Raw genomic sequence first — 25,436 nt, 5'->3', positions numbered from 1 at the left:
CGGCCGCCGGGCCAATGGTCCCCTCCGCGCGCCGCAGCAGAGGAGAGCGTCCGTGCCCGAAGCCACCCCCCGCGAGATCGAGGCCTTTCTGGCCGAGGCCTTCCCCCAGATCGCCGACCTCAACCTGCGCGTGGAGCAGGCCGGCGGCCGCAAGGCGCGGGTGCGCATGCCGATCGGCGAGGACAATCTGCGCCCCGGCGGCACGGTCTCCGGGCCGACGCTGTTCTGGCTCGCCGATCTCGGGCTCTACATCGCCGTGCTGGCGGACCTGGGAACCGAGGCGGCCGCGATGGCGGTGACCGCCAACGCCACGGTGAACTTCCTCAGCAAGCCGGAACGCGCCGATCTCATCGCCGACGTCCGGCTGATGAAGCTGGGCCGGCGGCTGGCCGTCGGCGAGGTCGCGATCTATTCGGAGGGCAAGGACGACATGGTCGCCCACATCACCGGCTCCTACGCCCTGCCGCCCGCGAAAACGGGATGAGTGCGGCTCATTCCGTGCGCCGCGCGGTGATCTCTCCGGCCTGACCCGCGTCCAGGACCAGGACGCGGTCTTCGCCGATCCGGTAGCCGCGGACCTCGCCCAGCAGGTGAAGGAAACGGCTTTCCGTTTCCATCAGAGGCCCGGCGCAGGCCTTTTTCGTCGCCGCGACCGGCCCGGTGGAGAACTCGGGGCCGTTCAGGTCGTAGCTGGTGGTGTAGGCGTTGCAGCCGGCCTGCCCGTAGAGACGGCCTTCGCGGTCGAAGATCATCGACGGCGGTCGCTCGCCCACGGAATCGGCTCCGGCCAGCGCCGTCACCGCCCAGCGCGCGCCCACCAGCAGATCGCGCGGCTCGCCGCCGCAGCCCTCCCAGGTCTCATGGTCGAGGGTCACCGTCACCGTCTTCGGATAGGGCGTGCCGGCCATGGAATCCTGGCAGAGCCGGTCGTCGATGCGGATATCGAGCGCGTGGTCTTCCGTGGCGGCGCGGTAGGTGCGGACACCGGGGCCGGTTTCGGGCGGCGGCGTCGGCATGGTGACGGTGCGCTCGCCATAGTCGGCCTCCAGCCGGAGGCGGTCCGCCGTGATCTCCAGCAGCCAGCCCGGTTCCTGTCCCCTGGCCTCGAAGGGCAGGAAGGGTCCGTGTTCGGCGCGGCGGCAGTCCAGGGTCTCCGCGGCGCCGACCTTGAGCAGCGCCGTGGCGCCCTTGTCCCAGAACAGTACCGGCTCGCCGCCGCCCGCTGACTCGTAGCGCGCGCCCGAGGCCGACCGCACCCGGATGAGCTGGCGGCGCTCATCGCCGATCATGATCTCCGGTCCGCTGTCCGTCCGCTGGAGGTCGACATCCACGTCGCCGCAGCGATAGGCGGTTCCCTGATCCTGCGCGGCGGCTCCGCCCGCGGAGGCGAGCGTCAGCAGCGCGGCGGCGGCTGAAATCATCAATCTCTGCATGGGATGGTCTCCGTGTCCGGATCGCTCCGGTCACGGATGTGGCGAGCGCCGGCGGCCCTGCCAACCGGCGGACCGTCAGCCTACTTCGACAGTTCCTTCATGCCGTCTTCCAGGCCCTCGAGGGTCAGCGGGAACATCCGGTTGCCCATCAGGTCCTGGAGCAGCTTGATCGACGGCGTATAGTCCCAGTACTTCTGCGGCACCGGGTTGAGCCAGATCGCCTTGTGGTAGACGTCCAGGAAGCGCCGCATCCAGGCCTCGCCGGCTTCCTCGTTCCAGTGCTCCACCGAACCGCCGGGATAGACGATCTCGTAGGGGCTCATGGTGGCGTCGCCGACGAAGATCAGCTTGTAGTCGGCGGGGAAGGTGTGCAGCACCTGCCAGCTGTCGACGAACTCGGTGTGGCGGCGGCGGTTGTCCTTCCACAGCTTCTCGTAGAGGCAGTTGTGGAAGTAGTAGTATTCGAGGTGCTTGAACTCGGTCTTGGTCGCCGAGAACAGCTCCTCGAGCGTGCGGATGTGGTCGTCCATCGACCCGCCGATGTCGAGCAGCAGCAGCACCTTCACCGTGTTGCGCCGCTCGGGCACCATCTTGATGTCGAGATAGCCGGCGTTGTCGGCGGTCGACTTGATGGTGTTGGGCAGGTCGAGCTCCAGCTCCGCGCCCTCGCGCGCGAAGCGGCGCAGGCGCCGGAGCGCCACCTTGATGTTGCGGGTGCCGAGTTCGACGTCGTCGTCCAGGTTCTTGAATTCGCGCTTGTCCCATACCTTCACCGCGCGGCGGTGGCGGCTCTCCTTCTGGCCGATGCGGACGCCCTCGGGGTTGTAGCCATGGGCGCCGAAGGGGGAGGTGCCGGCGGTGCCGATCCACTTGTTGCCGCCCTGGTGGCGGCCCTTCTGCTCCTCGAGGCGCTTCTTCAGCTCCTCCATCAGTTTCTCGAAGCCGCCCATGGCCTCGATCTCGGCCATTTCCTCGGGCGTCAGCACCTTCTCGGCCAGTTTCTCCAGCCACTCCTCGGGGATCTCGTGGGTCTCCTCCGCGGAGACGAAGTTGAGGCCGTTGAAGCACTTGCCGAAGACCTGGTCGAACTTGTCGATGTTCTTCTCGTCCTTCACCAGCGTGGCGCGGGCGAGGTAGTAGAATTCGTCGACGCGGTAGTCGGTGACGTGCTGCTTCATCGCCTCCAGCAGCGTCAGGTACTCGCGCAGCGTCGCCGGCACCTTGTGCTGCCTCAGCTCGAGGAAGAAATTCACGAACACGGCATCCTCCCCTGGCGGAAAGTCCCTCGCTGCGCTCGGTGTACTTTCCTGCCAGTCAATCCGGCGTCGACGCGGCTTGAGGCGGCTCTGCGCCGCGTCGACCAACTTGTTTCGCGCCTGTCCCGGCGGCGACGCCGCCGGCCGGCCGAAATCGTGAAATCCGTCCGCAGGGCCGCCCCGAGGGCGGATTTCGCATGATCCGTCATGGGAGCGAAGCATGCCGGCCCGGGGGCCGGCGACTTCGCCCCAGCCGACATTACTTGTTCTGCTCGCGCTTGGCGAGGAAGGCCAGCCGCTCGAACAGGTGCACGTCCTGCTCGTTCTTCAGCAGCGCGCCGTGCAGCGGCGGGATCAGCTTCTTCGGATCGCGCGACTTCAGCGTCTCGGCCGGCAGATCCTCGGACATCAGCAGTTTCAGCCAGTCGAGCAGTTCCGAGGTCGAGGGCTTCTTCTTCAGGCCCGGGACGTCGCGGATGTCGTAGAAGATGCGCAGCGCCTCGGAGACCAGCTCGCGCTGGATGCCCGGATAGTGCACGTCCACGATCTCCCGCATGGTGTCGTCGTCGGGGAAGCGGATGTAGTGGAAGAAGCAGCGGCGCAGAAAGGCGTCCGGCAGCTCCTTCTCGTTGTTGGAGGTGATGATGATCAGCGGGCGCTGCTTGGCGACCACCGTCTCGCCGGTTTCGTAGACGTAGAACTGCATGCGGTCGAGTTCCAGCAGCAGGTCGTTGGGGAACTCGATGTCGGCCTTGTCGACCTCGTCGATCAGCAGCACGGGGCGCTTCTCGACCGTGAAGGCCTCCCAGAGCTTGCCGCGCTTGATGTAGTTGCGGATGTCGTTGACCCGCTCGTCGCCGAGCTGGGAGTCGCGCAGGCGGCTGACGGCGTCGTACTCGTAGAGACCCTGCTGCGCCTTGGTGGTCGACTTGACGTGCCATTCGATGAGCTGGGTGTCGAAAGCCTTCGCGACCTCGTGGGCCAGGATGGTCTTGCCGGTGCCGGGCTCGCCCTTGATCAGCAGCGGCCGTTCAAGGGTAGCGGCGGCGTTCACCGCGACCATCAGGTCTTCGGTCGCCACGTAGGTGCTGGTGCCTTCGAAACGCATGTTCACTCCATCCCCGTCATCTGGTTCCTTCGGTAGCTGGCCGGCAAACTAGGTCTACTCGCGGGTACGATCAAGCCTGCCGGCGCGGGCGGCGCGCATGCGCCATGCGGCCGCTCGCCTTGGCGCGGCACTTGCTGTAGCTTGCCGGCCGGTACCGGTGCGGCCGGCTTGATTCGTTCCGGGGGGTGACTGGTCATGACCGAACATTTCGACGCGGCGGCCTTCGGCGCGCTCAGGCAGACCCTGGGCGACGAGATGGTCGGGATGCTGCTCGGAAAGTATCTCGTGCAGATGGAGGAGAAGATCGGCCTGCTGCGCCAGGGCGTCGAGGCCCGCGACATGGCCCAGGTGCGCCAGCAGGCTCACGATCTGACCTCCAGTTCCGGCTCTGTGGGGCTGGGCGCGATGAGGGACAAGGCGAGCGAATGCGAATTCGCGGTCAAGGAGGGGCGCGAGGATGCGGCGCTGGAGCACGCCCGCGCGCTGATTGCGCTGGCGCCGGAGACGGCGGCGGCCATCCGCGAGACGTTTCCCGGCCTGCCGTGAACGCCGGACGCCGCCGAGGGGAGAAAAGGGAAGCGTATGAACAAGCGTATTCTGGTGGTCGAGGACAACATGCTTGTCCAGGAAGTCTATGCGTCGGCGCTGCAGAAGCTCGACTGCGACATCGTCACCGCCGATGACGGCCATGAGGCGATGGCGCTGGCCGAGGAGGAGCGGCCGGACCTGATCATCATGGACATCATGCTGCCCGGCGTTTCCGGGCTCGACCTGGTGCAGAAGATGAAAGCCGATCCGAAGCTCGCCGACGTGCCGATCATCGTCGTCACCACCATGGCGACCGCCGGCGACCAGAAGATGATCCGGGCGGCGGGCGCCGACGCCTATCTGCCCAAACCGATCCAGGTCGACGAGTTCATCGAAGCCGTCCGCCGGACGCTGGAAGGCTGATCCGGCCATGGCGCACTGGCTCGTGACCGGCGGCTGCGGCTTCATCGGCTCCCATCTCTGCGACGCCCTGGCCGCGCGCGGCGACGCGGTGACGATCCTGGACGACATGTCCACGGGCAAGCGGGAGAACGCACCCGCCGAGGCGGAGGTCGTCGAGGGCGACGTGGCCGACGCCGCGCTGGTCCGGCGGCTGATGGAAAAGGCCGATGGCTGCTTCCACCTCGCCGCCGTGGCCTCGGTGCAGCGCTGCACCGAGGAATGGGTGACCAGCCACCGCACCAACCTGACCGGCACCATCACGGTGTTCGACGCCGCCCGCCAGGCCGGCGGCCGGCCGGTGATCTACGCCTCCTCGGCCGCCGTCTACGGCGACAACCCCGACGTGCCGCTGGACGAGGACGCACGGACCAGGCCGCTCTCGGCCTATGGCGCCGACAAGCTGGGCTGCGAGCTGCACGGCCGCGTCGCCCATGGCGTGCACGGCGTGCCCAATACTGGCTTTCGCTTCTTCAACGTCTTCGGGCCGCGCCAGGATCCGAAGTCGCCCTATTCCGGCGTCATCGCCATCTTCACCGACCGCATCCGCGCCGGTCAGGGCATCACGATCTTCGGCGACGGCGAGCAGGTCCGGGACTTCGTCTATGTCGGCGACGTGGTGCGCCACCTGCTGGCGGCGATGGACGGCGGCGGCGGCGAGGGGACGGTCTTCAATGTCTGCACCGGCCGCAAGACCTCGGTGCTGGATCTGGCGAACACGATCGCGGAGCTGTCGGACGCCGAAGCCGACATCACCTTCGCCGAGCCGCGCGCCGGTGACATCCGCACCTCGTTGGGCGATCCCGCGAAAGCCGACGCCGCCTTCAACGTCCCCGCGGAGACCGACTTCCGCAGCGGTCTGCGCCTGACGCTGGAGAGCCATTGATGTCGTCCAGCATCTGACTGGAGAGCCACCCGCCCGGCCTGTGACCCCCGCCCTGTGCGGGGGTCCGGTGCGGCTTCGCCGCGAGTCAATAGTTCACCGGATGCCCGCACGGAGGCGGGCATGACAAAGAAATGATCCGCGGCGATTCAGTCAGATCATATTCTCCGCTGGCGGCAGTTACTTCTCCGGCAGGGGGAAGCGCTCGAGATAGGGCATGTAGGCGTCCTCGACGTCGATCTGCAGGCTGCCGAGGATGCGGACGACCGCATTGTAGGTCGCCACGGCCAGCACGAGTTCGATGATCAGGTCGTGGCCCAGATGATCCTCCAGGGCCCTGAAGGTCGCGTCCGCGACCGCGCCGTCCAGCGTCATCTCCCGCGCTGCCCGGCAGGCGAGCTTCGCCAGCGGATCGAGTTCGCTTTCACAGCCTTCCGCTTCGGCGATCAGGCCCTCGATATCCGTATCGCTGACGCCGAAGTCGTAGCCGATCCTGATGTGATGCGACCACTCGTAGGGGGAGCGCGCCAGCCAGCCGACGGTCAGGATGGCCAGTTCCCGGATCCGCCCGTCCAGCTCGCTCACGTTGCGGATGTGGTTGCCCAGGCGGGCGAAGGCCCGCGCGGCGGACGGATTGTTGGCCAATGCCCGGAACAGGTTGATGCCCGAACGCTCCAGCAGCGGCCTGTCGTCCTCTGCCAGGTCATCTTTCGTCAGGTATTTCACGCGCGCCATTTTCCGGTCCCCCCTCTGGCTGCCTCAGCCGGCCGAATCCCGTTCCGGCCCGGTCAGCGTCACCCCGCCGTCCACCACCAGCGTCTGGCCGGTGACATAGCGCGCCTGGGCGGACAGCAGGAAACGCACGGCCTGGCCCACGTCCCAGCCCGTGCCCTCGATGCCCAGCCGCGAGGCCTTCGCCCGCTGGGCGCGCGCTGACTCGCTCATGCCGCGGCCATAGACCATGGGCGTGTAGACCGGCCCCGGCGCGACGCAGTTCACCCGGACCCCGTCGGGTCCATGGTCGACCGCCATGGCCCGGGTGAGCGCGATCACCGCGCCCTTGGAGGCGGAATAGGCGGTCAGACCGCGCGGCCTGAGCGCCGAGATCGACGAGACGTTGACGATGGCGCCGCCGTCGCCGCTGTCGATCATCGCCGGGATGGCGTGTTTCGAGACCAGGAACATGGTTTCCACGTTGACCCGCATCACCCGCTCCCAGTCGGTCTGGCTGGTGGCGACGACGCTGCCGCGGCTGCCGATGCCGACATTGTTGTCGAGGGCATCGAGCCGGCCGAAGGCGTCCAGCGTCGCCCGCACCATGGCCTCGCACTGTGCTTCGTCGGTGGCGTCGGCCTCGAAGGCGCGGGCCTCGCCGCCCTCGCTCAAGATCATTTCCGTCGTGCGCTCGGCCAGCGTCCCGTCGCGGTCGGCGACCATCACGCGCGCGCCGGCGCGGGCCAGCAGGATCGCCGCCGCCCGGCCATTGCCGATGCCGTCGCCCGCCGCGCCGCCGCCGACGACCAGCGCCGCCTTGCCCTCCAGGCCGAAGGATTCGGTATCCGCCATCTTGTTCCCCTCCGCCGCACCGCGGCCTGCTTCAGGCGGCGTTGCGCCGCTTCCGCGTCCTCGCCTTCTTCGGCGCCGGCAGCGCCTTCGACGCACGCCGGGCCAGCACCTCGGCCAGATAGCGGCCGGTGTGGCTCTCGGCGACGGTCGCGACCTCCTCGGGCGTGCCGCAGGCGACAATCTCGCCGCCGCCGTCGCCGCCCTCCGGGCCGATGTCGACGATCCAGTCGGCGGTCTTGATGACCTCCAGGTTGTGCTCGATCACCAGAACGCTGTTGCCGCTGTCGACCAGCGTCTGCAGCACTTCCAGCAGCTTCCGCACGTCCTCGAAATGCAGGCCCGTGGTCGGCTCGTCGAGGATGTAGAGCGTGCGGCCCGTGGCTCGTTTCGACAGCTCCTTGGCCAGCTTCACGCGCTGGGCCTCGCCGCCCGAGAGCGTCGTCGCCTGCTGGCCGATCTTGATGTAGCCGAGCCCGACCCGCATCAGCGTGTCCAGCTTCTCGCGCACCGCCGGCACCGCCTTGAAGAACTCCTGGCCTTCCTCGACGGTCATCTCCAGCACGTCGGAGATCGACTTGCCCTTGAACAGGATGTCGAGGGTTTCGCGGTTGTAGCGCCGGCCCTTGCAGACGTCGCAGGTGACGTAGATGTCGGGCAGGAAGTGCATCTCGATCTTGATCAGACCGTCGCCCTGGCAGGCCTCGCAGCGCCCGCCCTTGACGTTGAAGCTGAAGCGCCCGGGCTTGTAACCGCGGGCCTTGGCCTCGGGCAGTTCCGCGAACCAGTCCCGGATCGGCGAGAAGGCGCCGGTATAGGTCGCCGGGTTGGAGCGGGGGGTGCGGCCGATGGGCGACTGGTCGATGTCGATGATCTTGTCCAGCCACTCCAGCCCGTCGATGCGCTGATGCGGCGCCGGCGCGGCCTTGGCGCCGTGCAGCCGCCGCGCCAGGGCCTTGTACAGGGTCTCGATGGTCAGCGTCGACTTGCCCGAGCCCGAAACGCCGGTGATGCAGACGAAGGCGCCGAGCGGCAGGGTGGCGGTGACGTTCTTCAGGTTGTTGCCGGTGGCGCCGACAATGCGCAGGAAGCGGTCGCGATGGCCCTCCCGCCGCCGCTGCGGCACCGGCACCTGGGCGATGCCGGCGAGATACTGACCGGTGATCGAGGCCTCGGTCTGCATGATCCGCTCGGGCGTGCCCTCGGCGATCAGCTCGCCGCCATGGGCGCCGGCCAGCGGGCCGATGTCGATGACGTGGTCGGCCGACAGGATGGCTTCCTCGTCGTGCTCCACGACGATCACCGTGTTGCCGAGATCGCGCAGGTTCTTCAGCGTCTCCAGCAGGCGGCCGTTGTCGCGCTGGTGCAGGCCGATGGAGGGCTCGTCGAGAACGTAGAGCACGCCGGTCAGGCCGGACCCGATCTGGCTGGCCAGGCGGATCCGCTGGCTCTCGCCGCCCGACAGCGTGCCGGAATTGCGGCTGAGCGTCAGGTACTCCAGGCCGACATTGTTGAGGAAGCCGACGCGTTCGTTGATTTCCTTCAGGATACGTTCGGCGATCTCCCGCTGTTTCGGGGTCAGCTTCGGCTCCAGCCCGCCGAACCACTCCGCCGCCCCCTTGATGGAGAATTCGGAGGCCTGGCCGATATGCAGGCCGTTGATCTTCACCGCCAGCGCCTCGGGCTTCAGCCGGTAGCCGCCGCAGACCGAGCAGGCAGTCTTCGCCTGATAGGTCTCGATCTCCTCGCGCATGCGCGCCGAATCGGTTTCGCGCCAGCGCCGCTCCAGATTGCGGACGACGCCCTCGAAGCCCTTGGCGGTCTTGTAGCTGCGCAGGCCGTCATCATAACGGAACTCGATCTGCTCCTTGCCCGAACCGAACAGGATCACGTCCCGCACCGCCTCGGGCAGTTCCTCCCAGGGCGTGGTCATGGACTGGCCGAAATGGCGCAGGATGCTGTCCAGCGTCTGCATGTAGTAGGGCGACGTGGTTTTCGACCAGGGCGCGATGGCGCCGGCGCGCAGGCTCAGGTCCTTCTCGGGGACCACGAGGTCGGCGTCGACATACATCTCCGTGCCCAGGCCGTCGCAGGCCGGGCAGGCGCCGAAGGGATTGTTGAAGCTGAACAGCCGGGGCTCGATTTCCTCGATGGTGAAGCCGGAGACCGGGCAGGCGAACTTGGCCGAGAAGACGGTTCGCTCGCCGCCGTCGGCGTTCTCGGCGATGGCGATGCCCTCGGCCAGCGCCAGCGCGGTCTCGAAGCTGTCGGCGAGGCGGGTGGCGATGTCGTCGCGGACGACGATGCGGTCGACCACCACCTCGATGTCGTGCTTCAGCTTCTTGTCGAGCGCCGGCACGTCCTCGATGTCGTAGAGTTCGCCGTCCACCTTGACGCGCTGGAAGCCGCCCTTCCTGAGATCCCGGAACTCCTTGCGGTACTCGCCCTTGCGGCCGCGCACCATGGGCGCCAGCAGATAGAGCCGTGTGCCTTCCTCCATCGCCATGACCCGGTCGACCATCTGGCTGACCGTCTGGCTCTCGATCGGCTCCCCGTGGCGGGCGAATAGGGGATGCCGACCCGGGCCCAGAGCAGGCGCATGTAGTCGTGGATCTCGGTCACGGTGCCGACGGTGGAGCGCGGGTTCTTCGACGTCGTCTTCTGCTCGATCGAAATGGCCGGGCTCAGTCCCTCGATGTGGTCGACATCGGGCTTCTGCATCAGCTCCAGGAACTGGCGCGCATAGGCCGAAAGGCTCTCGACATAGCGGCGCTGCCCTTCGGCGTAGATGGTGTCGAAGGCCAGCGACGACTTGCCCGAACCGGACAGCCCGGTAATCACCACCAGCCGGTCGCGGGGAATGTCGACGTCAATGCCCTTCAGATTGTGCTCGCGGGCGCCGCGGACACTGATGACCTTCTGCATGAAACACCATCTGCCGGAAAAAGCGGAACGAATGGAAAACCTATCGCGCCTCGCCGGGCCAGACCAGACCCTCGGCGCGTCTCCGCACAATATAGGGCGTGCAGCCGGATTTGGACCGCCCCGGCTGCGGCGTGCGCCGATCAGCCGCCCCCTTCGCCGACAGTCGCAAGCCGGTGGCGTCCGCCGCCGCGAGGGGCTAAGACTCGGGGCAGAATCGATTCCGGCGCGGAGGGCTGAACATGGCAGGGGTGAACAAGGTCATTCTGGTGGGCAATCTGGGCGCCGACCCGGAAGTGCGCCGCATGAACGACGGCAATCCGGTGGTGAACCTGCGCCTCGCCACGTCCGAGCAGTGGCGCGACCGCAACTCGGGCGAACGCCGCGAGCGCACCGAATGGCACCGCGTGGTGATCTTCAACGAGAACCTTGCCCGCGTCGCCGAGCAGTATCTGAAGAAGGGCTCCAAGATCTATATCGAGGGCCAGCTCCAGACCCGGAAATGGCAGGACCAGTCGGGCCAGGACCGCTACTCGACCGAGGTCGTGCTCAACCGCTTCCGGGGCGAATTGCAGATGCTCGACAGCCGCGGCGGCGGTGGCGGCAGCGGTGGCGGCGATGACGGTGGCTATGGCGATGGCGGCGGCGGTTACGGTGGCGGCGGCCGCAGTGGCGGCGCCGGCGGCGGTAGCGGCGGCGGCCGCGACGACTATGGCGGCGGCAGCGACCTGGACGACGAAATTCCGTTCTAGGGACGGCACGAAATGGGGCCGGACTGCGGTGTCCGGCCCCGGTTGCCGGTCTGCTATTCCGCGGCGATCGACCGTGGCTTGCCGGCCAGACGGTGCGGCAGCAGCAGACCGATGGCGATGAAGACGACGCCGATGACGATGCCGACGATCTCGCCGCTCAGGCTCTCGAACAGCGCCGGGTAGCCGGCGCCCTCGATCAGACCCAGGGTCGTCTTGCCGCCGGCGATGTCGGCCAGCATCGCGCTGCCGGCGAAGTCCTCGTAGCTCACCATGTAGGCCGCCGCACCGCAGAGACCGCCGATCGCGAAGAACAGTGCGTCCTTGCGCCCCGTGGCCAGCGCCGTCAGCCCTGTCCCGGGGCAGTAGCCGGCGACCGCGAAGCCCGCGCCGAGCAGCAGGCCGCCGATGAAGACGCCGGCATAGGCCGACTTCACCGACAGGTGGCCCGGGTCGACCACGCCGAGCAGCAGGCCCCCGAACAGCAGCACCGATGCGACGCCGATGCCGGTGAAGATGGTCTTCATCAGGTGCGTTTCGGTCAGGTTCAGCATGCGGATGATGTAGCCGGGATTGGTGGCGCCGATCCGGTCCAGCGTGGCGCCGAACGCCGCGCCGAGGACGATGGCGAGAAGCATCTCGGTCATGGCTCAGGCCTCCTTGCGGAACAGGATGAGGGCCACGGGGATCGCGGCGAGAAAGGCGCCGGCGGCGAAGACGTAGCCGGAAAGGGCGGTCTGCATCATGCCGCTCATCATGTGGCCGGAGGTGCAGCCGCCGGCCAGGCGGGCGCCGAAGAGCACGATGAATCCGGCGACGAAGACCGCGGTGTAGCGCTTCGCCGGAGAGTCGCCGAAGTTGGCGCGCCAGACCGCCGGCATCGTACGCTCTTCCCGGCCGACGCCGCCGCGAAGCAGCGCCGAGACGAGGGCGCCGGCCATCATCGCGATGACGAAGACGAAACTGTAGTTCAGCGGGTTGGCGACATTCTTCGCATAGCTCCCGCCGCTCTTGTCGAGATAGGCGTTGGGGCTGGCGTAGCCGCTCTTCGCCGTCTCGTCGACGACGACGATTTCAGGCGCGAACAGGTCCCAGATCATGCCGTCCAGGATCACGAACTGGGTCGAGACGCCGATGGGCTTCACCAGCAGGACCGCGGCGAAGAAGACGACACCCAGCAGGATGCCGCCATTGCGTGGCGAGAGGATCATCGCCCACCTCCATTTTACAGGGTTCAGATGGACAATAGATCACGGGACGGCCGCCGCAGGCTTGATCTGGGTCAAGTGGCGCGGCGCCGCGGATCAGAACCGCCAGACGATCCGTTCGCCGTCGCGTTCGACGCGGAAGCGCCGGGTGCGGTCGTGGACCAGAAGACAACCCTCGATCAGTCCCGACCAGGCGCGCAGCAGGGGATCGAACTGGTCCTCCCGGCCGCGCATGGTGCGCCAGCCGGTCTGCGCGACCGTATGGGCGTCCTCGCGCCCGGCCGCCTCGTCCATCCCGGACAGCAGAGCCAGCAGGAAATCGCCGAAGTCGCCGGACTCGCCCATGATATCGCGCAGCTTGCCATAGTAGTGCAGGCCGATCCTGACCCCGGCGCCGTGGCCGGCCTCCCCGGCGTCGCGCGCGCCGAGCACCTCGATCAGCGCCGGCAGGGCGTTGGTCAGATAGGTGACGGCGTAGTTGCGTTTCACCTTCAGCAGCCGGTCTTCCGGCCAGTCGACCGTCGGGAATTGCGCCGGGTCGTAGTCGGGCCGGGGGTGGTCCGGCTCGAAACTGAGTCGTTCATGGGGCGCCAGCGGCCGGCCCCGGTCGATGAAGAACCCTTCCAGGCCCGGGTGGCCCTCCGCCGTTTGCCCGACGCAGACATAGCCGAGACTCTCGACGCCGAGGGTGGCGCCGATCTGGCTGTGGAAGCCGCGCATGGGCGCGGTCGAGACTTCGGGCGGAATGGCGCAGATCGCCGTGCCGTCGTACATCCAGCGCGGCGTGGGATAGCGGATCCAGGCCTTTTCCGGGCTCTCGACGGCGCATTCGACCAGCACACCGCCCAGCTTGTTGGCGAGATAGAGGAACTTCGCCGCCGTCTCGGCCGGCGGCAGGCCGGCAAGGCCGAGTTTCTCGATGGATTGCAGGAACTTCTGCCCCCGCTGGCGCTCGAAGGTGCGCTTCATCATCTCGGCTGCGGCATCCGTACCGTGCTTCTGCAGGACGAAGAGGATCAGGCCGATGAAGTAGCGGTGGTGCAGTTCGCGCGCCGCGTCCCAGCGCGCCGCCTGAATCGGGTCGATGGCATTCATGCGTCCAAGCTACCGCCGGGATTCCGCCGCGCCAACGCATCATGCGCGTCCGACCGGAAAACCGCCATCTGGCTGGCGCCCCCCAACTCGGGGTGAACGCCTCCGATATCGCGGAATTCGACCTGGTAGCCGGCGCTTCCGGCGACCCTGGCGCCCCATTTCCGGAACCTGGCCCGAGGCCATTCGAAGCGGTGGCCCGGATGGCGGAAGCGGCGGGCCGGCACGCCGAGGATGGCGTTGTACTCGACGTTCGGCGTCGTCACGATGACGGTCTTCGGGCGCAGGTCGTGGAACACTGCGCGCTCCAGCTTCGACAGCCGTTCCGGCTCGATATGCTCGATGGTCTCCAGCAGCACCGCGCAGTCGAACCCCCGCAGGTCCGTCTGGGGTTCCAGCATCGAACCCATACGGACTTCGATCCGCCCGGCGCCGTCCGCCTCGGTCTTCAGTCTCTCCCTCAGACGGTCCAGCGCCCGGGGACACAGATCCATCCCGACCAGCCGTCCGATGCCGGAATTCCGCGCCAGTCGCACGAGGAGATCGCCGTCGCCGCAGCCCAGATCGACGAGGCTGGCGGGCCCGCTCTCGTCGATGGCGGCGCAGACCGAATCCAGCCGTTGCGTATGCAGCAAGGTGGTCATTCGCCGTCATTCCCCGGCTCGGGCCGCTGCATCAGGACGACATCCTTGACGGGCGTGCGGAAGGACCAGCCCCAGCTGTCGGCGAGATGGCGGAAGGTCGATTCGCGGTAGAACACGACATGGGTCGGATCCCGGCGGTAGTGCCAGGCGGCGAAGCGCGCGTCGTCCGTCTGGAAACACGTCATGATGCCGAGCCAGCCCCCGGGCCGTACGAGCCGGCGCAGCCGGCGGAACTCTTCCGCCGGCCGGTGAAAATGCTCCGCCGTCTCGCTGCAGACGACGAAATCGTAGACGTCTTCGAGCACTGTCGGATCGGGCGCGAAGAAGGGATCGTAGAGCGCCACTTCGTGACCGGCCTCGTGGAACATCGCGGCGAGAGCCGGGCCCGGCCCGCAGCCATAGTCGAGTCCGGCCGACGGGGACTCCAGACGGTCGAGCAGCGGCAGCGCCAGCTTCGAGAGAAAACGCCGGTAGCTCGGATCGCCAACGTCGTTCTGGTGCCCTGTGTAATAGGCCCGCTCGGCCGCGCGCGCCGGCAGCTGAGCCGGATCGAGAAAGCGGGCCTCGCAATCGCGGCATCGCCAGTAGTCGCGCCCGTCCACTGCCAGCAGGACCGCGGTTCGCGCGGACAGGCAGACCGGGCAGGCCGGCTCGGTCGGCGGCGGCGGCCCACGGCGGGCGGCGGTCCTCACGTTCGTTTCATCCACCTCATTCGGATCCTTGCCGCTCATCGGCTGTCGTGTCCGGCCATGATTGCCTTAGGTTCAGGATCGCAAATCCGCCGTCCGCCGCGCAAGCCGCCGGCGCAGCATCTCTGCGAACGCGATCCAGACGATCCAGAAGCCGGCGACCAGCGTCACGAGGGCGGTCGCGGGCAGGTCGAGGCCATGGCGCTGAGCGGCGAAGAAGCCGGCGGTGACCAGTCCGCCATAGAGCATGATCATCGAATAGCCGTGGCCGGCCAGATTGCCGCGGCGGACCATCGCCATGGACCAGGCCAGCGTGAACAGCGTCCAGGCCGAGAGCGCGTGCAGGAAGCTGAAGCCGCCGGTCAGCGAAGTCAGGAAAAAGGAGCTCAGCGCCGTCAGCGCCATGGCCGCCACGTAGGCACGGCCGACAAGGCGGTGGCGGCGGCCGGCCTTGCGCCCGGCGATCTGGACGGCGCCGAGAATGAGGGCGGCGAAGGCGAGGGCGGTATGGGCGAATTCCATGGCGGTCTCTCCGCATCGGGTTGGCGATGGCGGAGAGATGCAGAGGCCGCCGGCACGCCGCCAGCGCGATTGCGCCGGCTGCGCCGCAGGTTTCGCAGGTTGCGCAGGGGGCGCAGTTCGCGCTTCGCGAAGCGCGCCCCCACCGGCTGCGGCCCGTCAGGGATCAGCCGGCGATGAAGTCCTTGGCGAAGTCCTTCAACGCCTCCGGCCCGCCGTCGCCGCCCAGCGCGCTCGGCATGATCACCGCGCGCTCGACGCCCAGCTTCTCCAGGCCCTCCAGCATCTCCCGGCCCATCTGCGGTACCCAGATGGTCGACAGCTCGATCTCGCCGATTTCGCGGCCCTCGGCCTCCAGCGCCGATTTCAGCTCGTCGAGCTGGCCGGGAAGCTGCCGCAGGTCGGCGCCGGGGATGAACCATCCATCGCCGTATTTGGCGATCCGTTCGAAGATCCTGCCCTTGTTGCCGCCCATGTGGATCGGCACGCCCGGGCGCTGCACCGGCACGGGATAGCTCTTGAAGTTGTGCCAGCTGAGGAACTCGCTCTCGTGCTCGACCGTCTCGCCGGACCAGACCTTCTTCAGGGCGACCATGTAGTCGTCGAAGCGCGCGCCGCGGCGCTCGAACGGCGTGCCCATGGCCTCGAACTCCTCGCGCAGCCAGCCGATGCCCGCGCCCAGCATGAATCGCCCGCCGGAGACGAAGTCCAGGCTCGCCGCCTGCTTGGCCAGCAGCAGCGGGTTGGTCTGGGAGACGATGTTGATGCCCGTCGCCAGTTTGATGGTGCTCGTCGCCTGGGCGATCGCCGTGAGCGCGATCAGCGGATCGACGAAGTTGGTCTCCGGGGCCGCGCCCATCTTGCCGGACTTGTTGTAGGGATACTTCGAATCGTAGTCATGCGGCACGATCACGTGTTCGAAGGTCCAGACGCTGTCGAAGCCGAGTTCCTCGGCCGCCTGCGCCATGGCGATCATCTGCGCCGCCGACTGCACGCCGACATTCACCGGCACGATCCCGAATTTCATCTCTTCCGCTCCCTGCTGATTTCATTGACTGGCTGCGGGGCAATGTAGCGTTGCGACGCGCGAGGCCAAGCCATCTCCGGCGTCCCGCTCTCCCGCGACCGGTCCTGCCCCGCGCCTATCCGCCTGGTGCTTCTCCGGCCAGCGACGTCACGGGGATGCGGTCGGCGGCCCAGCTGCCCACGGCCATCTCCCTAACCCGCTCGACCACGTCGCGCGGAACGGCGCCGCGCCGCGCCTCTCTGAGCGGCTGGTCGTGGAACAGGTAGAGGCGCGAAAGGAATTGCTCGAACTCCAGCGATCCCTCGCCGGAGCGCTCCCCGTTGCCGCCTGTGGTCACCGTCACGCCATGGCCCCAGTCCTGACCGCTGTCATTGTTGGGGTTGAAGAAGTACACGCGCATCTCCCCCGACCGTCCCGGCGCGACGCGCAGGATGGTGATGGCGTGCCAGCCGACGAACGCGCCCGTGGCGTCCGTGAAGGCGATCCCGGCCGGCTGCGGATGGATCAGCGGGCGGTCCCCGTTGTAGGCGGGGTGATAGGTCTCGTGGAACCGGGCGACGAACCCCTCGTAGTCGGCAAGCTGGCCGGTGGCGATGTCGACGGCCACAGCACAGTCGCGCGCCACCCACCAGCCATGGAACTCCGGATTGATCCAGCGATGGGGGTCGCCCGGCCGCCCCGCGCAGCGCCGGCCCATCTCGGCATAGATCCGGTCCAGATGCGGCACCAGCAGGACCGAGACCGGATCGGCGTCGATCGGGCCGAACCCGGCGAGCCCCGCCGGCAGGTCGGCGGAGTTCACCGCCTCGCCCTCGAAGTGCATCAGGATGGTTTCGGCCTCACCCGCCTGCACGATCAGATGCAGCAGGTAGTCGGGGTCGTTCAGCGCCCACATGGAGATCGCGCGTGCGGACTGGCAGGTCGGATTGGCGCCCTGGCCGACGCCCAGGGGCAGGCCGAGCACTTCCAGCGCGCCCGCCAGGAGATGGGACTCCGGCGAAGTTCCCGGGCCGAAGGCCTGCGCCAGGCGTTCGCGCACCGCGGTTGTGGGTTCGAGGCGGAGAACGCGTTTGAGGGACGGTGGCATGGGCGCGTGATGCAGCACGCCCCTCTCCATCAGCGACGCCAGGCCGTAGAGCGCCTGCGGCGTCGCCGGCGTGACCGCGGCGCGGATGAGTTCCTCCGTCAGGCCGCGGAAATTCCGCCAGCAGTCGAGCCCGGTCGAGCCCAGCCCCATCGCCTCGGGAACGAGCGGCCGGTCGGGATAATCCAGGGCCCAGAGAAGAAAGGCGACGTGATAGTCGGATACGAGGCCGGTGTCGTGCATCGATCGCGCGAAACCCATCGCTTCCCGCGACAACCCGGAATCGTCCATGTGCGACAGCCGCTCGCGATAGGCTTCGAGACCCGGGTCGTCGAGCGTTTCCGCCGTCGGCCCGAACAGGGCGCTGACCAGCCGCTCCGCGCCGAGGCGTTCGGCGCCCGGCTCGCTGCCCTGCCGGTTCAGCGCGACGGCGATCTGCGTGATCATGTCCTTGACCGGCCCGACCTGGACCGGCCGCTGTTCGAGAATCCGCCAGATTTCCGCAACGAGGACGCCGAGCACGTCGCGCAGGCCGATCCGCGCCGCGATGAAGTGCAGAAGCCGCGCGTTCACGTCGGCCCGTTCCCCGCTCGTCCGGCTGGATTCGTCGGACAGGTTGAAGAATCGCCTCAGGTTGAGGGCCAGGATCTGGGTCAGGAAATGCTGCGCATGATCCCCGCCCAGCGTCGGATGCTGGGCCTCGCCGCAGGCGACGGCAAGAAAGCGCAGCAGACTGGCCGCCTCCAGACTCGCCAGGGCCTCATCGGGGCTGTCCAGAGACGGGCTCACCAGCTGCGGCAGCAGCACCGTCGGATTCTCCCAGTCCGAGCCGGCGAAGAGCCCGGCCGCGTCAAGGCGCGGCGCGCGCTGATAGACGGCATCCGGGCCACCGGCAAGCCGGAGCAACCGCCCGATCACGTCGAGAACCGGGCGCTGATGGCGCTGCTTGGCGAAGCTTCGGGCCTGTTCCAGGCGCTGCAGGGCGACGTCGAGCGTCCCGGCGAGACGCTCGACCTCCGCACTCGCTTCCGTCATGGCGCCTCGCTCCGGCGAGGCGGGCCGTTGGCTTCCATCACACGTAGAAGTCCAGTTCTTCCTGGGCTTTCAGCAGATCACGCAGTTTGTGCGGATCGTCGCCGAAGAAATAGGCCAGCCCCCAGTGCGTGCCGAAGGCGGTGCGTTTCGCCACTTTCTGCTCCATCGGATCCGCGAGTTCGTGGAACTCGAAATAGGGGTGATTGGCGGTTTCCTCTGGCACTCTTAGCTGGCTGACGACGCGGCGGCGCGGATAGACGCCGAAGCAGCCCGCATGTCCCCTGGCGCCCTTCACGGGCTCGGGGAAGAAGGCGTCGATCTCCTCCTGCTTGGTTTTCGGGTCGAACATCACGACGAGGCCCTGATAGCCGTTGAAGCCGTAGGCGCGCTCGATCAGCTCCAGCGCGTTGAAGCCCGGCGGCCTGTAGGCGACCTCGCCGAAGTAGAGCTTGTTGTCGCTGGTCAGGAAATATTCCGGGTGGATGAAGCCGAAATCGATGTCGAAGGTCTCGATCAGCTTCTCGATTTCCTCGGTGATACGCGCCCGGTGCGACTCGAGTTCCGGCGTCGCCGGTACGAACACCGAATAGCCGAGGGTGACGTACTCCGAGATGTTCAGGAACTGGATCTTGCGGTCCTTGATCCAGGCCTCGACAGCGAATTCCCAGCCGTCGAGATGCGATTCCAGCAGCGCCGGAAATTCCTCGTCGGGAATGTTGTCGACGTCCTCGGGCGTGCGGATGACGCGGTGGCCGGCGGTGCCGGACTTGTCGAACGCCTTGAAGTGAATGGGATCGTTCGGGTCGCCGTCCAGCTTCAGCAGCGTCTGGTTGACGCGCTTGAGGAACCGGATCACGTCGCTGCGGTCCTGCGCCTCCTCGAAGACGCCGACGCGGATGCCGCCCAGCTGGGCCCGGCGCTTCATCAGCGACTTGTCGCGGAACAGCATCGACTGGCCCAGCAGCCGTGGATTGCCCAGCAACACGGAATTGACCGCGCCGGCCCACTCCACGGTCTCCTCGAACAGCGGGATTGCGACATCCACGCCCTCGTCCTTGAGCTGGTGCGCCAGTTCGTGAGAGCGCTCGTTCAGCCGGTCGAAATTCCACGGCATGTAGGGAATGCCGTGTTCCTTGCAGTAGTCCTCCGCCCACGGGGGCGCGACGACAATGTAGCGCCGGTCGAAACGGTCGACGGCGTCGATGGCGTTCAGGCTCCAGCCCAGCAGCGCCACGTAGCCCTTCTCGGGATTGTAGTTGTTCATGTCTCCTCTCTCGGTCGGGTGCGACCGGTGATACACAACACGACGACCACCGCTGCTCGCGGCGGACCAGAAGAACGGTCACGGTGCGGGAGGATCGAACCCGGCGAGCAAATCGTCAGCGTGGGTCGTCGGTGCCAAGCGTAGGCATTGAGCGGCCGTGGCGCAACCGCTGGCCCCGGCGAGCCGGCCCAGACCCTATTCGAACCAGTCGAATTCGGGGCCGGCGACCTCGCGCAGCCGGCGGTAGTCGGCGTCGAACAGATCGCGCAGATGGCGGCGCGTCGCCTCGGGTATCTCGTCGTCATAGGCGCCGACGTTCCGCGGCGCGTAGTCGATGCCGTCGGCGCGCGGCAGACCCAGAAAGCCGAAGACGCGCTCGGTCTCGGTCGCCGGATCGGCGAAGAAAGCCTCCGACTTCACCAGGCAGACATTCTCGCGCCCCAGCACCCGGTACAGCCGCTCCACCTGAGGGGCGTAGCGGCTGCGCCCGATATAGGAGAAGTGCTGATGCGCGTAGGAGCGGTATTCGGGCTGTTCCCGGATGCGTTCCTCCTCGCCCTGCAGGCGCCGGGGCTCCTGGGCGATCGCTTCCTCCAGGCTGAGGTCGTCCTGGCCCTTGTTGTGTTCGTGCCAGTAGTGGGAGTAGGCGCGCGCGATCGGGTCGCGCAGCATGGCGACGGCTTTCGGCGCCGGCAGGTCGGCGGCCATCCGCTCGATGGCGAGCGGGTGGTACATGTAATAGGGGCTGGCCTCGAAGGTCAGCATCGGCCCGCCGCGCTCTTCCGCCCGGGCCGCCATCTCCTCGGCGCGGGGGAAGTGCCCGCGGTACCAGTTTCCGCCCCGGTGGTAGTTGTAGTCGAAATAGTGCACTTCCTTCGACGAGGGTTCGGCGATGCGCGGATGCTGGGCCAGATAGGCGAACAGCGAGGTCGTGCCGGCCTTCTGCGCCCCGACGATGACGAAATCGGGCAGCACGCGCGCGCCGCCGCTCGTCATCGCCTTCGCGCTGTGCGCCGCCTCCCTCAGCGCCGCCTTCGCCGTTTCCCAGGCCATCGCCGTCAGTCCGTGTGGAAGGTCATGTAGTCCTCCAGCGGCGCGCGGTCGGTACGCAGAGAGTTCTCGACCAGGGAGGTGTCCTCATACCCCAGCGCCATGCCGCAGACCACGGTGTGGTCGTCGGGAATGCCCAGGATCGGCTTGACGATGCGGTGGTATTGCGGCCACGCCGCCTGCGGACAGGTGTGCAGGCCGTACTGGCGGGCGACGATCATGATGTTCTCCAGATACATGCCGTAGTCCAGCCAGGAGCCGATCTCGAGACGCTTGTCGATGGTGAACATCATGCCGACCGGCGCGTCGAAGAAGGTGAAGTTGCGCGCCCCCTGCTCGACCATGCGCTGGCTGTCGCCCTTCCTGATGCCGAGCAGATCGTAGAGCCCGAAGCCCACCGTCCGCCGCCGCGTCAGATAGGGCTCGAAGAACTGGTCCGGGTAGTACTTGTATTCCTTCTCGTGGCTCGCCCGGTCGTGCAGCGAGGCCTCGACCACGGCGTCGCAGAGTTCCTTCAGCTTCGTCCCCGTCATCACGTGCCCGTGCCAGGGCTGCATGTTGGTGCCCGATGGCGCGCGCGCCGATACGTCCAGGATATGGCGGACCAGGTCCAGCGGCACCGGATCGGGCAGGAAGCCGCGCACCGAACGGCGCGTGGCGATGGCCTCCTCCGCCGTCTCGGCCACGTCGGCGGCGTCGTGGCGTGTCACATCTGCGAACTGCGTGTGGATGTTCATGCGTCAATCTCCCCTGATTGGCGCAGACAATAGGGCGAGATCGTCGGGAGGCCAATCCGATCGGCTGGCGTTCATTCCGGCGGCTCCGGAACTTCGCCGGGCGCGGCCGTCCGTGACAGATGCTCACCGACGATCGCCACAGTCGCCGCCAGTGGAAGCATGGCCATCGTCAGCACCTGCACGTACATCAATCCCAGCATGATCGCCGCGATCGGCCAGAGCGCTTCAGCGACGATGACCACCGTCTGGGTCACGGCGATGGGCGCGAAAAGTACATGGAAGATGCGTGAGCGGACCGCCGCGGCGACCTCGCGGCCTTCCCGGATGGCCCGCCATGTCCCCGATCCGCGCAGACCGCTCAGGATCGGCGCGACGACGAAGCCGGCGAAGAAATAGCTGCCGATCGCCGTGCTGACGAGCGCGGTGGAAAGAGAATAGACGAAGGCGAAGCTGACGAAATATGCGGGATCGCCCTGGCCTCCGAGCATCGCGCCCCGGAGAACCATATCCCGACCTTCCGAGACGATCAGCCACTGCACCAGAAAGACGGGGATCATGGCGATCAGCGACAGCCCGACGGTGAAGACCACCGCGAGCGGAAGGCCGAACAGGGGTCCGGCCCGGAGACGCAGGAAGCCGCGCGCCGAACCGTCGTCATTGGCGATCTGACGGACTGCCGCCATCATCGTGAAATAGATGAATGCCCACAGCGACAGCAAGATGGTCAGGAAGCCGCCCGCCGTGTGCAGCGTGATCGGATGCCTTCCCGGCGTCAGGCCGAACCCGAGCAACACCGCGGCGAGACTTGCCGGAAAGAGCAGCGACAGGAGAAAGTAGACCAGTGGCGAGCGGCGGATCAGGGCCAGCCCTGCCGCCAGGTCCGACGTCACCTGCATTTCCCGCCCTCCTTTGACCCCGGGGCGATAGTGGCCGAAGATCGCGCTGCGGGCAATTTCGCGCCTGCCGGGAGGATCCAGTCATGGGCGAGAGCAACGCCGGGGAACGCCGGAAATACTACGACGCCATCGGCAAGAAGAACCTGGCGCCGCTGTGGGAGGTGCTGCACGGGCTGGTGACGCCGGAGCCTGTGCACCGGGTGCAGCCGGCCATCTGGCGCTATAACGACATCCGCGACGACATCATGGCCTCGGGCGAACTGATCACGGCGAAGGAGGCCGAGCGCCGGGTGCTGATCCTGGAGAACCCGGGCATGCCGGGCGAATCGAAGATCACCACCTCGCTCTATGCCGGGCTGCAGCTGATCCTGCCCGGCGAGGTCGCGCCGGCGCACCGCCATACCCAGTCGGCGCTGCGCTTCGTGGTGGAGGGGGCGGGCGCCTACACGGCGGTCGACGGGGAGCGAACCACCATGCACCCGGGCGACTTCGTGATCACGCCGAACTGGACCTGGCATGACCATGGCAACGATTCGGACGAACCCATGGTCTGGCTGGACGGCCTCGACATTCCCGTCGTCGGCTTTTTCGGGGCGAGCTTCGCCGAGAAATGGGGCGAGGACCGTCAGCCGATCAGCCGCCCGGAAGGCGACTCGCTGGCCCGCTACGGCCAGGGCCTGCTGCCCGACGGCTACGAGCGGCGCAGTCACACCTCGCCGGTCTTCAGCTACCCTTATGACCGCACGCGGGAGGCGCTGGAGACCATGCGCCGGCGCGAGGAATGGGACGCGGCCCAGGGGCTGAAGCTGTCCTACGTCAACCCGGTCAACGGCGACTTCGCCATCCCGACCATGGGCACCTTCATGCAGTTGCTGCCCGCCGGTTTCGCGGGCGTGCCCTACCGCGCCACGGACGCTACCGTGTTCTCGGTCGTGGAGGGGCGAGGGACGGTGGAGATCGGCGAGCAGCGCTTCGAGTTCGGGCCGCGGGACCACTTCGTCGCGCCGTCCTGGGCCTGGTACCGCTTCGAGGCGGCGGAGGACTGCGTGATCTTCAGCTTCTCCGACCGGCCGATCCAGCAGAAGCTGGATCTCTGGCGGGAGCAGCGCGGCAACGACTGAGGCTTTCGCCCGCCGGAATTTCGGTCCTGCATGTGGCGCATGACACACTGCGTCGTCTTGTGATTGGTGTTCCGCCGCCGCGTCCCCACAATGAGGTCAGGCTCGGCTTCTGATCGAGGATGTGACGTCATGCTCAAAATTGCACTGATGGCGGCCTTCGCCGCCCTGATCGCCGCCCAGCCGGCGGCAGCGCAGAACCGACCGAGCGACCAGGATCCGCTCAGCCTGGAGGAAGTCCTGGAGGAGCAGCTGGGCGCGCCCTATTACGGGCAGACCTCGGATGGCTTTGGCCGCGCGCAGCGGCCCATCGTCGACCGCATCCCGCGCAAGGGGCTACGGGGCGCCGGCTACTGGCGCACCAACGTCAAGTACTTCAAGGGCGTCGGCAAGATCCTGACCGATCTGCAGGACATGACGCTCTATGCAACCTCACAGGATCGCGACTACCGGGTTTCTTCGGTCACGGGCGCGGCGCTGGACAAGTGGCGGCCCCTGACGGTCCCGGAGACGACGGAGACGACAGGGCTCTGGGGCAAGGCGTGGAACGATGACATGAAGGCCTGGGTGCTGACCTTCGCCGACAAGCCGCTCTACCGTTTCGCCGGCGACGATGAGCCCGGCGACGTGCGCGGCAAGGGCGGGGACTGGTATGTCATGGAAGTGATCGGCTGAAGCCGCCGCGGCGGCCCGGACCGGGTCGGGGTCCTGCCGTAACCAGTCACAGGCCTGCGGGAATACGATGAGGACGGGTCGCGCGCCATGCCGTTGAGCCGCGGGCGGTTCTGCGCCTCGTATTCCGGCGAGGTGACGGGCGTTCTCTCCCCGAAAAGCGAAGGGGCCCGACCGCGCCGCGGCCGGGCCCCTTGCCACAGGTCAGCCGATCAGTAGCCGATGTTCTGGCCGATCCGGACCCAGCGGCCGTTCTGGACCTGGGACAGGAAGGACTCGTTCGAACCCTGGCGCTTGTCCGGGCCGAAGCTCTGCACAGGGCCGCCGAAGATGTCGCGGTAACCCTTGATCTGCTCGAAACCCTCGACCAGCTTGTCGACCGTCAGGTCGCGGCCGGCGTTCTCCAGCGCGATCACGGTCATGTCGGCGAAGATGTAGCCGAGCTGCGAGGGGAAATCGGGGTTCTTGCCGAACTTCTCCTTGTAGCCGTTGTACCAGTTGCGGACCAGCGGATCCTCGGAGTCGCCATAGGCCATCTGGAAACCGGTCATGGCCATGAAGCCCTCGGTCACGCCGCCCTTCGCCGCGGCGCTGTAGCCGTTGTAGGTGGCGATGGAGCCGACGAAATCGACGTCCCAGCCCATCTTGCGGGCCGTGGCGTAGGGAATGATCGTGTCGGAGACGATGGTGCCCATGTAGACGACGTCGCAGCCGGCCTCGCGCAGCTTGGTGATGGCCGCGGTGAAGTCCTTGTCCGTCGGCTTGTGCGCGGTTTCCGCGACGACCGACTGGCCCATGACTTCGGCCTGATCCTTGGCGCCCAGCTCGATCTCGCGGCCGAAATCCGTGTCCTGATACATCACGCAGGGCTTGGTCTTGCCGTGCTGCTCCGCGAACAGCTTGTAGGCCGAACGGATCTGATCGTAATAGGTCGAGCCGCCGGCGAACTTCAGCTTGTGGAACGGTTCGAACATCTGCCGGGCCGACGAGAACGGGAACAGGTTCGGAATCCCGGCGGCGAGCTGGCGCGGCAGCACCGCGTTGTTCATCGGCGTGCCCAGCGCCGAAATGAAGGCGAACACCTGGTCACGGTTGATCAGCTTGTTGCCGGCCTGGACCGCCTTCGGCACCTGGTATTCGTTGTCCTCGACGATCAGGCGGATCTGACGGCCGTGCACGCCGCCTTCCGCGTTGACCGGGTCGAAGCGCATCTTCATGCCCTCGACCGAAGGCACGCCCCAGACCGCCACCGGGCCGGACAGCGCGGTGTGGGTGCCGAGGACGATTTCCGTATCGGTGACGCCGCGGGTCTGGGCCTGGGCGGCGCCCGCCGCGGTGACCGCGAGCGCCGCCGCGCCGAACATGAGCAGTGTGCGTTTCATGGATTTCCTCCCTGTGAGAGCCGCCCGTTTGTTGTTCTCGGCAGCTTGTCCATGCAGCTTAGCAGATATGCAACGATCGCAAAGAGAAGGCTTTCCCCGGCGTCAGCAAAAAAACGCA

Annotated in this window: 25 protein-coding genes and 1 pseudogene; 7 read left to right on the top strand and 19 right to left on the bottom strand. The window is 67.3% G+C overall.

Annotated features, from left to right (window positions below; genetic code table 11):
* Nucleotides 1–52 precede the first annotated feature (52 nt).
* Entirely contained in the window at nucleotides 53–484 is a 432-nt protein-coding gene (locus TEF_20990) for a hypothetical protein (GenBank protein ID ANK83000.1), read from the top strand.
* A 7-nt stretch (nucleotides 485–491) separates the two neighbouring features.
* Here TEF_20990 and TEF_20985 read toward each other — a convergent pair whose 3' ends face one another.
* From TEF_20985 to TEF_20975, 3 genes are all read right to left on the bottom strand, one after another.
* Nucleotides 492–1,421, bottom strand: coding sequence for a hypothetical protein (locus TEF_20985; protein ANK82999.1), 930 nt, complete (start codon nucleotides 1,419–1,421; stop codon nucleotides 492–494).
* Nucleotides 1,422–1,513: 92 nt separating this feature from the next.
* Nucleotides 1,514–2,692, bottom strand: a complete 1,179-nt coding sequence (locus tag TEF_20980) for a VWA domain-containing protein (GenBank protein ANK82998.1) — start codon at nucleotides 2,690–2,692, stop codon at nucleotides 1,514–1,516.
* 256 nt (nucleotides 2,693–2,948) lie between these two features.
* Nucleotides 2,949–3,797: an AAA family ATPase gene (locus TEF_20975; protein ANK82997.1), complete on the bottom strand. Its 849-nt coding sequence runs from the start codon at nucleotides 3,795–3,797 to the stop codon at nucleotides 2,949–2,951.
* A 195-nt stretch (nucleotides 3,798–3,992) separates the two neighbouring features.
* On the opposite strand from TEF_20975, the gene TEF_20970 reads away from it, so the two are divergent.
* The 3 genes from TEF_20970 to TEF_20960 are packed head-to-tail and all read left to right on the top strand — an operon-like array spanning nucleotide 3,993 to nucleotide 5,670.
* Nucleotides 3,993–4,343 carry a hypothetical protein gene (locus TEF_20970; protein ANK82996.1) on the top strand — a complete coding sequence of 117 codons (351 nt, stop codon included), beginning with the start codon at nucleotides 3,993–3,995 and terminating at the stop codon, nucleotides 4,341–4,343.
* 36 nt (nucleotides 4,344–4,379) lie between these two features.
* The gene (locus tag TEF_20965) at nucleotides 4,380–4,748 is read left to right on the top strand and encodes a hypothetical protein (protein ANK82995.1); all 369 of its coding nucleotides are present in this window, start codon (nucleotides 4,380–4,382) and stop codon (nucleotides 4,746–4,748) included.
* A 7-nt stretch (nucleotides 4,749–4,755) separates the two neighbouring features.
* Nucleotides 4,756–5,670: an epimerase gene (locus TEF_20960; GenBank protein ANK82994.1), complete on the top strand. Its 915-nt coding sequence runs from the start codon at nucleotides 4,756–4,758 to the stop codon at nucleotides 5,668–5,670.
* Nucleotides 5,671–5,847: 177 nt separating this feature from the next.
* On the opposite strand, the gene TEF_20955 is transcribed toward TEF_20960, so the two are convergent.
* From TEF_20955 to TEF_20945, 3 genes and pseudogenes are all read right to left on the bottom strand, one after another.
* The gene (locus tag TEF_20955; protein ANK82993.1) at nucleotides 5,848–6,402 is read right to left on the bottom strand and encodes a hypothetical protein; all 555 of its coding nucleotides are present in this window, start codon (nucleotides 6,400–6,402) and stop codon (nucleotides 5,848–5,850) included.
* Between the two features lie 24 nt (nucleotides 6,403–6,426).
* On the bottom strand, nucleotides 6,427–7,233 hold the full coding sequence (locus tag TEF_20950) for a short-chain dehydrogenase (GenBank protein ID ANK82992.1): 807 nt from the start codon (nucleotides 7,231–7,233) through the stop codon (nucleotides 6,427–6,429).
* Between the two features lie 31 nt (nucleotides 7,234–7,264).
* Nucleotides 7,265–10,155 (bottom strand): annotated as a pseudogene (locus TEF_20945) (excinuclease ABC subunit A).
* A 239-nt stretch (nucleotides 10,156–10,394) separates the two neighbouring features.
* Between TEF_20945 and TEF_20940 the strand changes: the two are divergent.
* A complete protein-coding gene (locus TEF_20940; GenBank protein ID ANK82991.1) occupies nucleotides 10,395–10,904 on the top strand; it encodes a single-stranded DNA-binding protein in 510 nt (169 codons plus the stop codon).
* Between the two features lie 53 nt (nucleotides 10,905–10,957).
* Here the strand turns inward: TEF_20940 and TEF_20935 are convergent, their stop codons facing one another.
* The 12 genes from TEF_20935 to TEF_20880 all read right to left on the bottom strand — a co-directional run bounded on the left by TEF_20935 (nucleotide 10,958) and on the right by TEF_20880 (nucleotide 22,146).
* Complete coding sequence (locus TEF_20935; protein ANK82990.1) at nucleotides 10,958–11,548, bottom strand: hypothetical protein; 591 nt, start codon at nucleotides 11,546–11,548, stop codon at nucleotides 10,958–10,960.
* Nucleotides 11,549–11,551: 3 nt separating this feature from the next.
* Nucleotides 11,552–12,112, bottom strand: coding sequence for a hypothetical protein (locus TEF_20930; protein ID ANK82989.1), 561 nt, complete (start codon nucleotides 12,110–12,112; stop codon nucleotides 11,552–11,554).
* 93 nt (nucleotides 12,113–12,205) lie between these two features.
* Nucleotides 12,206–13,204 carry a hypothetical protein gene (locus TEF_20925; GenBank protein ID ANK82988.1) on the bottom strand — a complete coding sequence of 333 codons (999 nt, stop codon included), beginning with the start codon at nucleotides 13,202–13,204 and terminating at the stop codon, nucleotides 12,206–12,208.
* Entirely contained in the window at nucleotides 13,201–13,845 is a 645-nt protein-coding gene (locus tag TEF_20920; GenBank protein ANK82987.1) for a methyltransferase type 12, read from the bottom strand. Before TEF_20920 ends, TEF_20925 begins: the two co-directional genes overlap by 4 nt.
* On the bottom strand, nucleotides 13,842–14,477 hold the full coding sequence (locus TEF_20915; protein ANK83647.1) for a methyltransferase type 12: 636 nt from the start codon (nucleotides 14,475–14,477) through the stop codon (nucleotides 13,842–13,844). The genes TEF_20920 and TEF_20915 overlap by 4 nt, the downstream gene beginning before the upstream one ends.
* A gap of 132 nt (nucleotides 14,478–14,609) precedes the next feature.
* On the bottom strand, nucleotides 14,610–15,056 hold the full coding sequence (locus tag TEF_20910; protein ANK82986.1) for a hypothetical protein: 447 nt from the start codon (nucleotides 15,054–15,056) through the stop codon (nucleotides 14,610–14,612).
* A 163-nt stretch (nucleotides 15,057–15,219) separates the two neighbouring features.
* Nucleotides 15,220–16,080 (bottom strand): hypothetical protein, encoded by an 861-nt coding sequence (locus TEF_20905; protein ID ANK82985.1) that lies wholly within the window; start codon nucleotides 16,078–16,080, stop codon nucleotides 15,220–15,222.
* A 115-nt stretch (nucleotides 16,081–16,195) separates the two neighbouring features.
* A complete protein-coding gene (locus TEF_20900) occupies nucleotides 16,196–18,199 on the bottom strand; it encodes a hypothetical protein (GenBank protein ANK82984.1) in 2,004 nt (667 codons plus the stop codon).
* A gap of 37 nt (nucleotides 18,200–18,236) precedes the next feature.
* Nucleotides 18,237–19,463 carry a carboxylate--amine ligase gene (locus TEF_20895; protein ID ANK82983.1) on the bottom strand — a complete coding sequence of 409 codons (1,227 nt, stop codon included), beginning with the start codon at nucleotides 19,461–19,463 and terminating at the stop codon, nucleotides 18,237–18,239.
* 195 nt (nucleotides 19,464–19,658) lie between these two features.
* Nucleotides 19,659–20,435 (bottom strand): hypothetical protein, encoded by a 777-nt coding sequence (locus tag TEF_20890; GenBank protein ID ANK83646.1) that lies wholly within the window; start codon nucleotides 20,433–20,435, stop codon nucleotides 19,659–19,661.
* 86 nt (nucleotides 20,436–20,521) lie between these two features.
* Nucleotides 20,522–21,250, bottom strand: a complete 729-nt coding sequence (locus TEF_20885; protein ID ANK82982.1) for a nitroreductase — start codon at nucleotides 21,248–21,250, stop codon at nucleotides 20,522–20,524.
* A 71-nt stretch (nucleotides 21,251–21,321) separates the two neighbouring features.
* Nucleotides 21,322–22,146: a hypothetical protein gene (locus TEF_20880; protein ANK82981.1), complete on the bottom strand. Its 825-nt coding sequence runs from the start codon at nucleotides 22,144–22,146 to the stop codon at nucleotides 21,322–21,324.
* 83 nt (nucleotides 22,147–22,229) lie between these two features.
* Between TEF_20880 and TEF_20875 the strand changes: the two genes are divergently transcribed.
* Both TEF_20875 and TEF_20870 read left to right on the top strand, forming a co-directional pair.
* The gene (locus TEF_20875) at nucleotides 22,230–23,267 is read left to right on the top strand and encodes a gentisate 1,2-dioxygenase (protein ID ANK82980.1); all 1,038 of its coding nucleotides are present in this window, start codon (nucleotides 22,230–22,232) and stop codon (nucleotides 23,265–23,267) included.
* A gap of 129 nt (nucleotides 23,268–23,396) precedes the next feature.
* Nucleotides 23,397–23,939, top strand: a complete 543-nt coding sequence (locus TEF_20870; protein ID ANK82979.1) for a hypothetical protein — start codon at nucleotides 23,397–23,399, stop codon at nucleotides 23,937–23,939.
* Nucleotides 23,940–24,148: 209 nt separating this feature from the next.
* Here the strand turns inward: TEF_20870 and TEF_20865 are convergent, their stop codons facing one another.
* Nucleotides 24,149–25,318 carry a hypothetical protein gene (locus tag TEF_20865; protein ANK82978.1) on the bottom strand — a complete coding sequence of 390 codons (1,170 nt, stop codon included), beginning with the start codon at nucleotides 25,316–25,318 and terminating at the stop codon, nucleotides 24,149–24,151.
* Between the last annotated feature and the right edge of the window lie 118 nt (nucleotides 25,319–25,436).

Source organism: Rhizobiales bacterium NRL2 (assembly GCA_001664005.1).
Classification (GTDB): Bacteria; Pseudomonadota; Alphaproteobacteria; order Minwuiales; family Minwuiaceae; genus Minwuia.
This window is presented reverse-complemented; position numbering and strand designations above follow the sequence as displayed.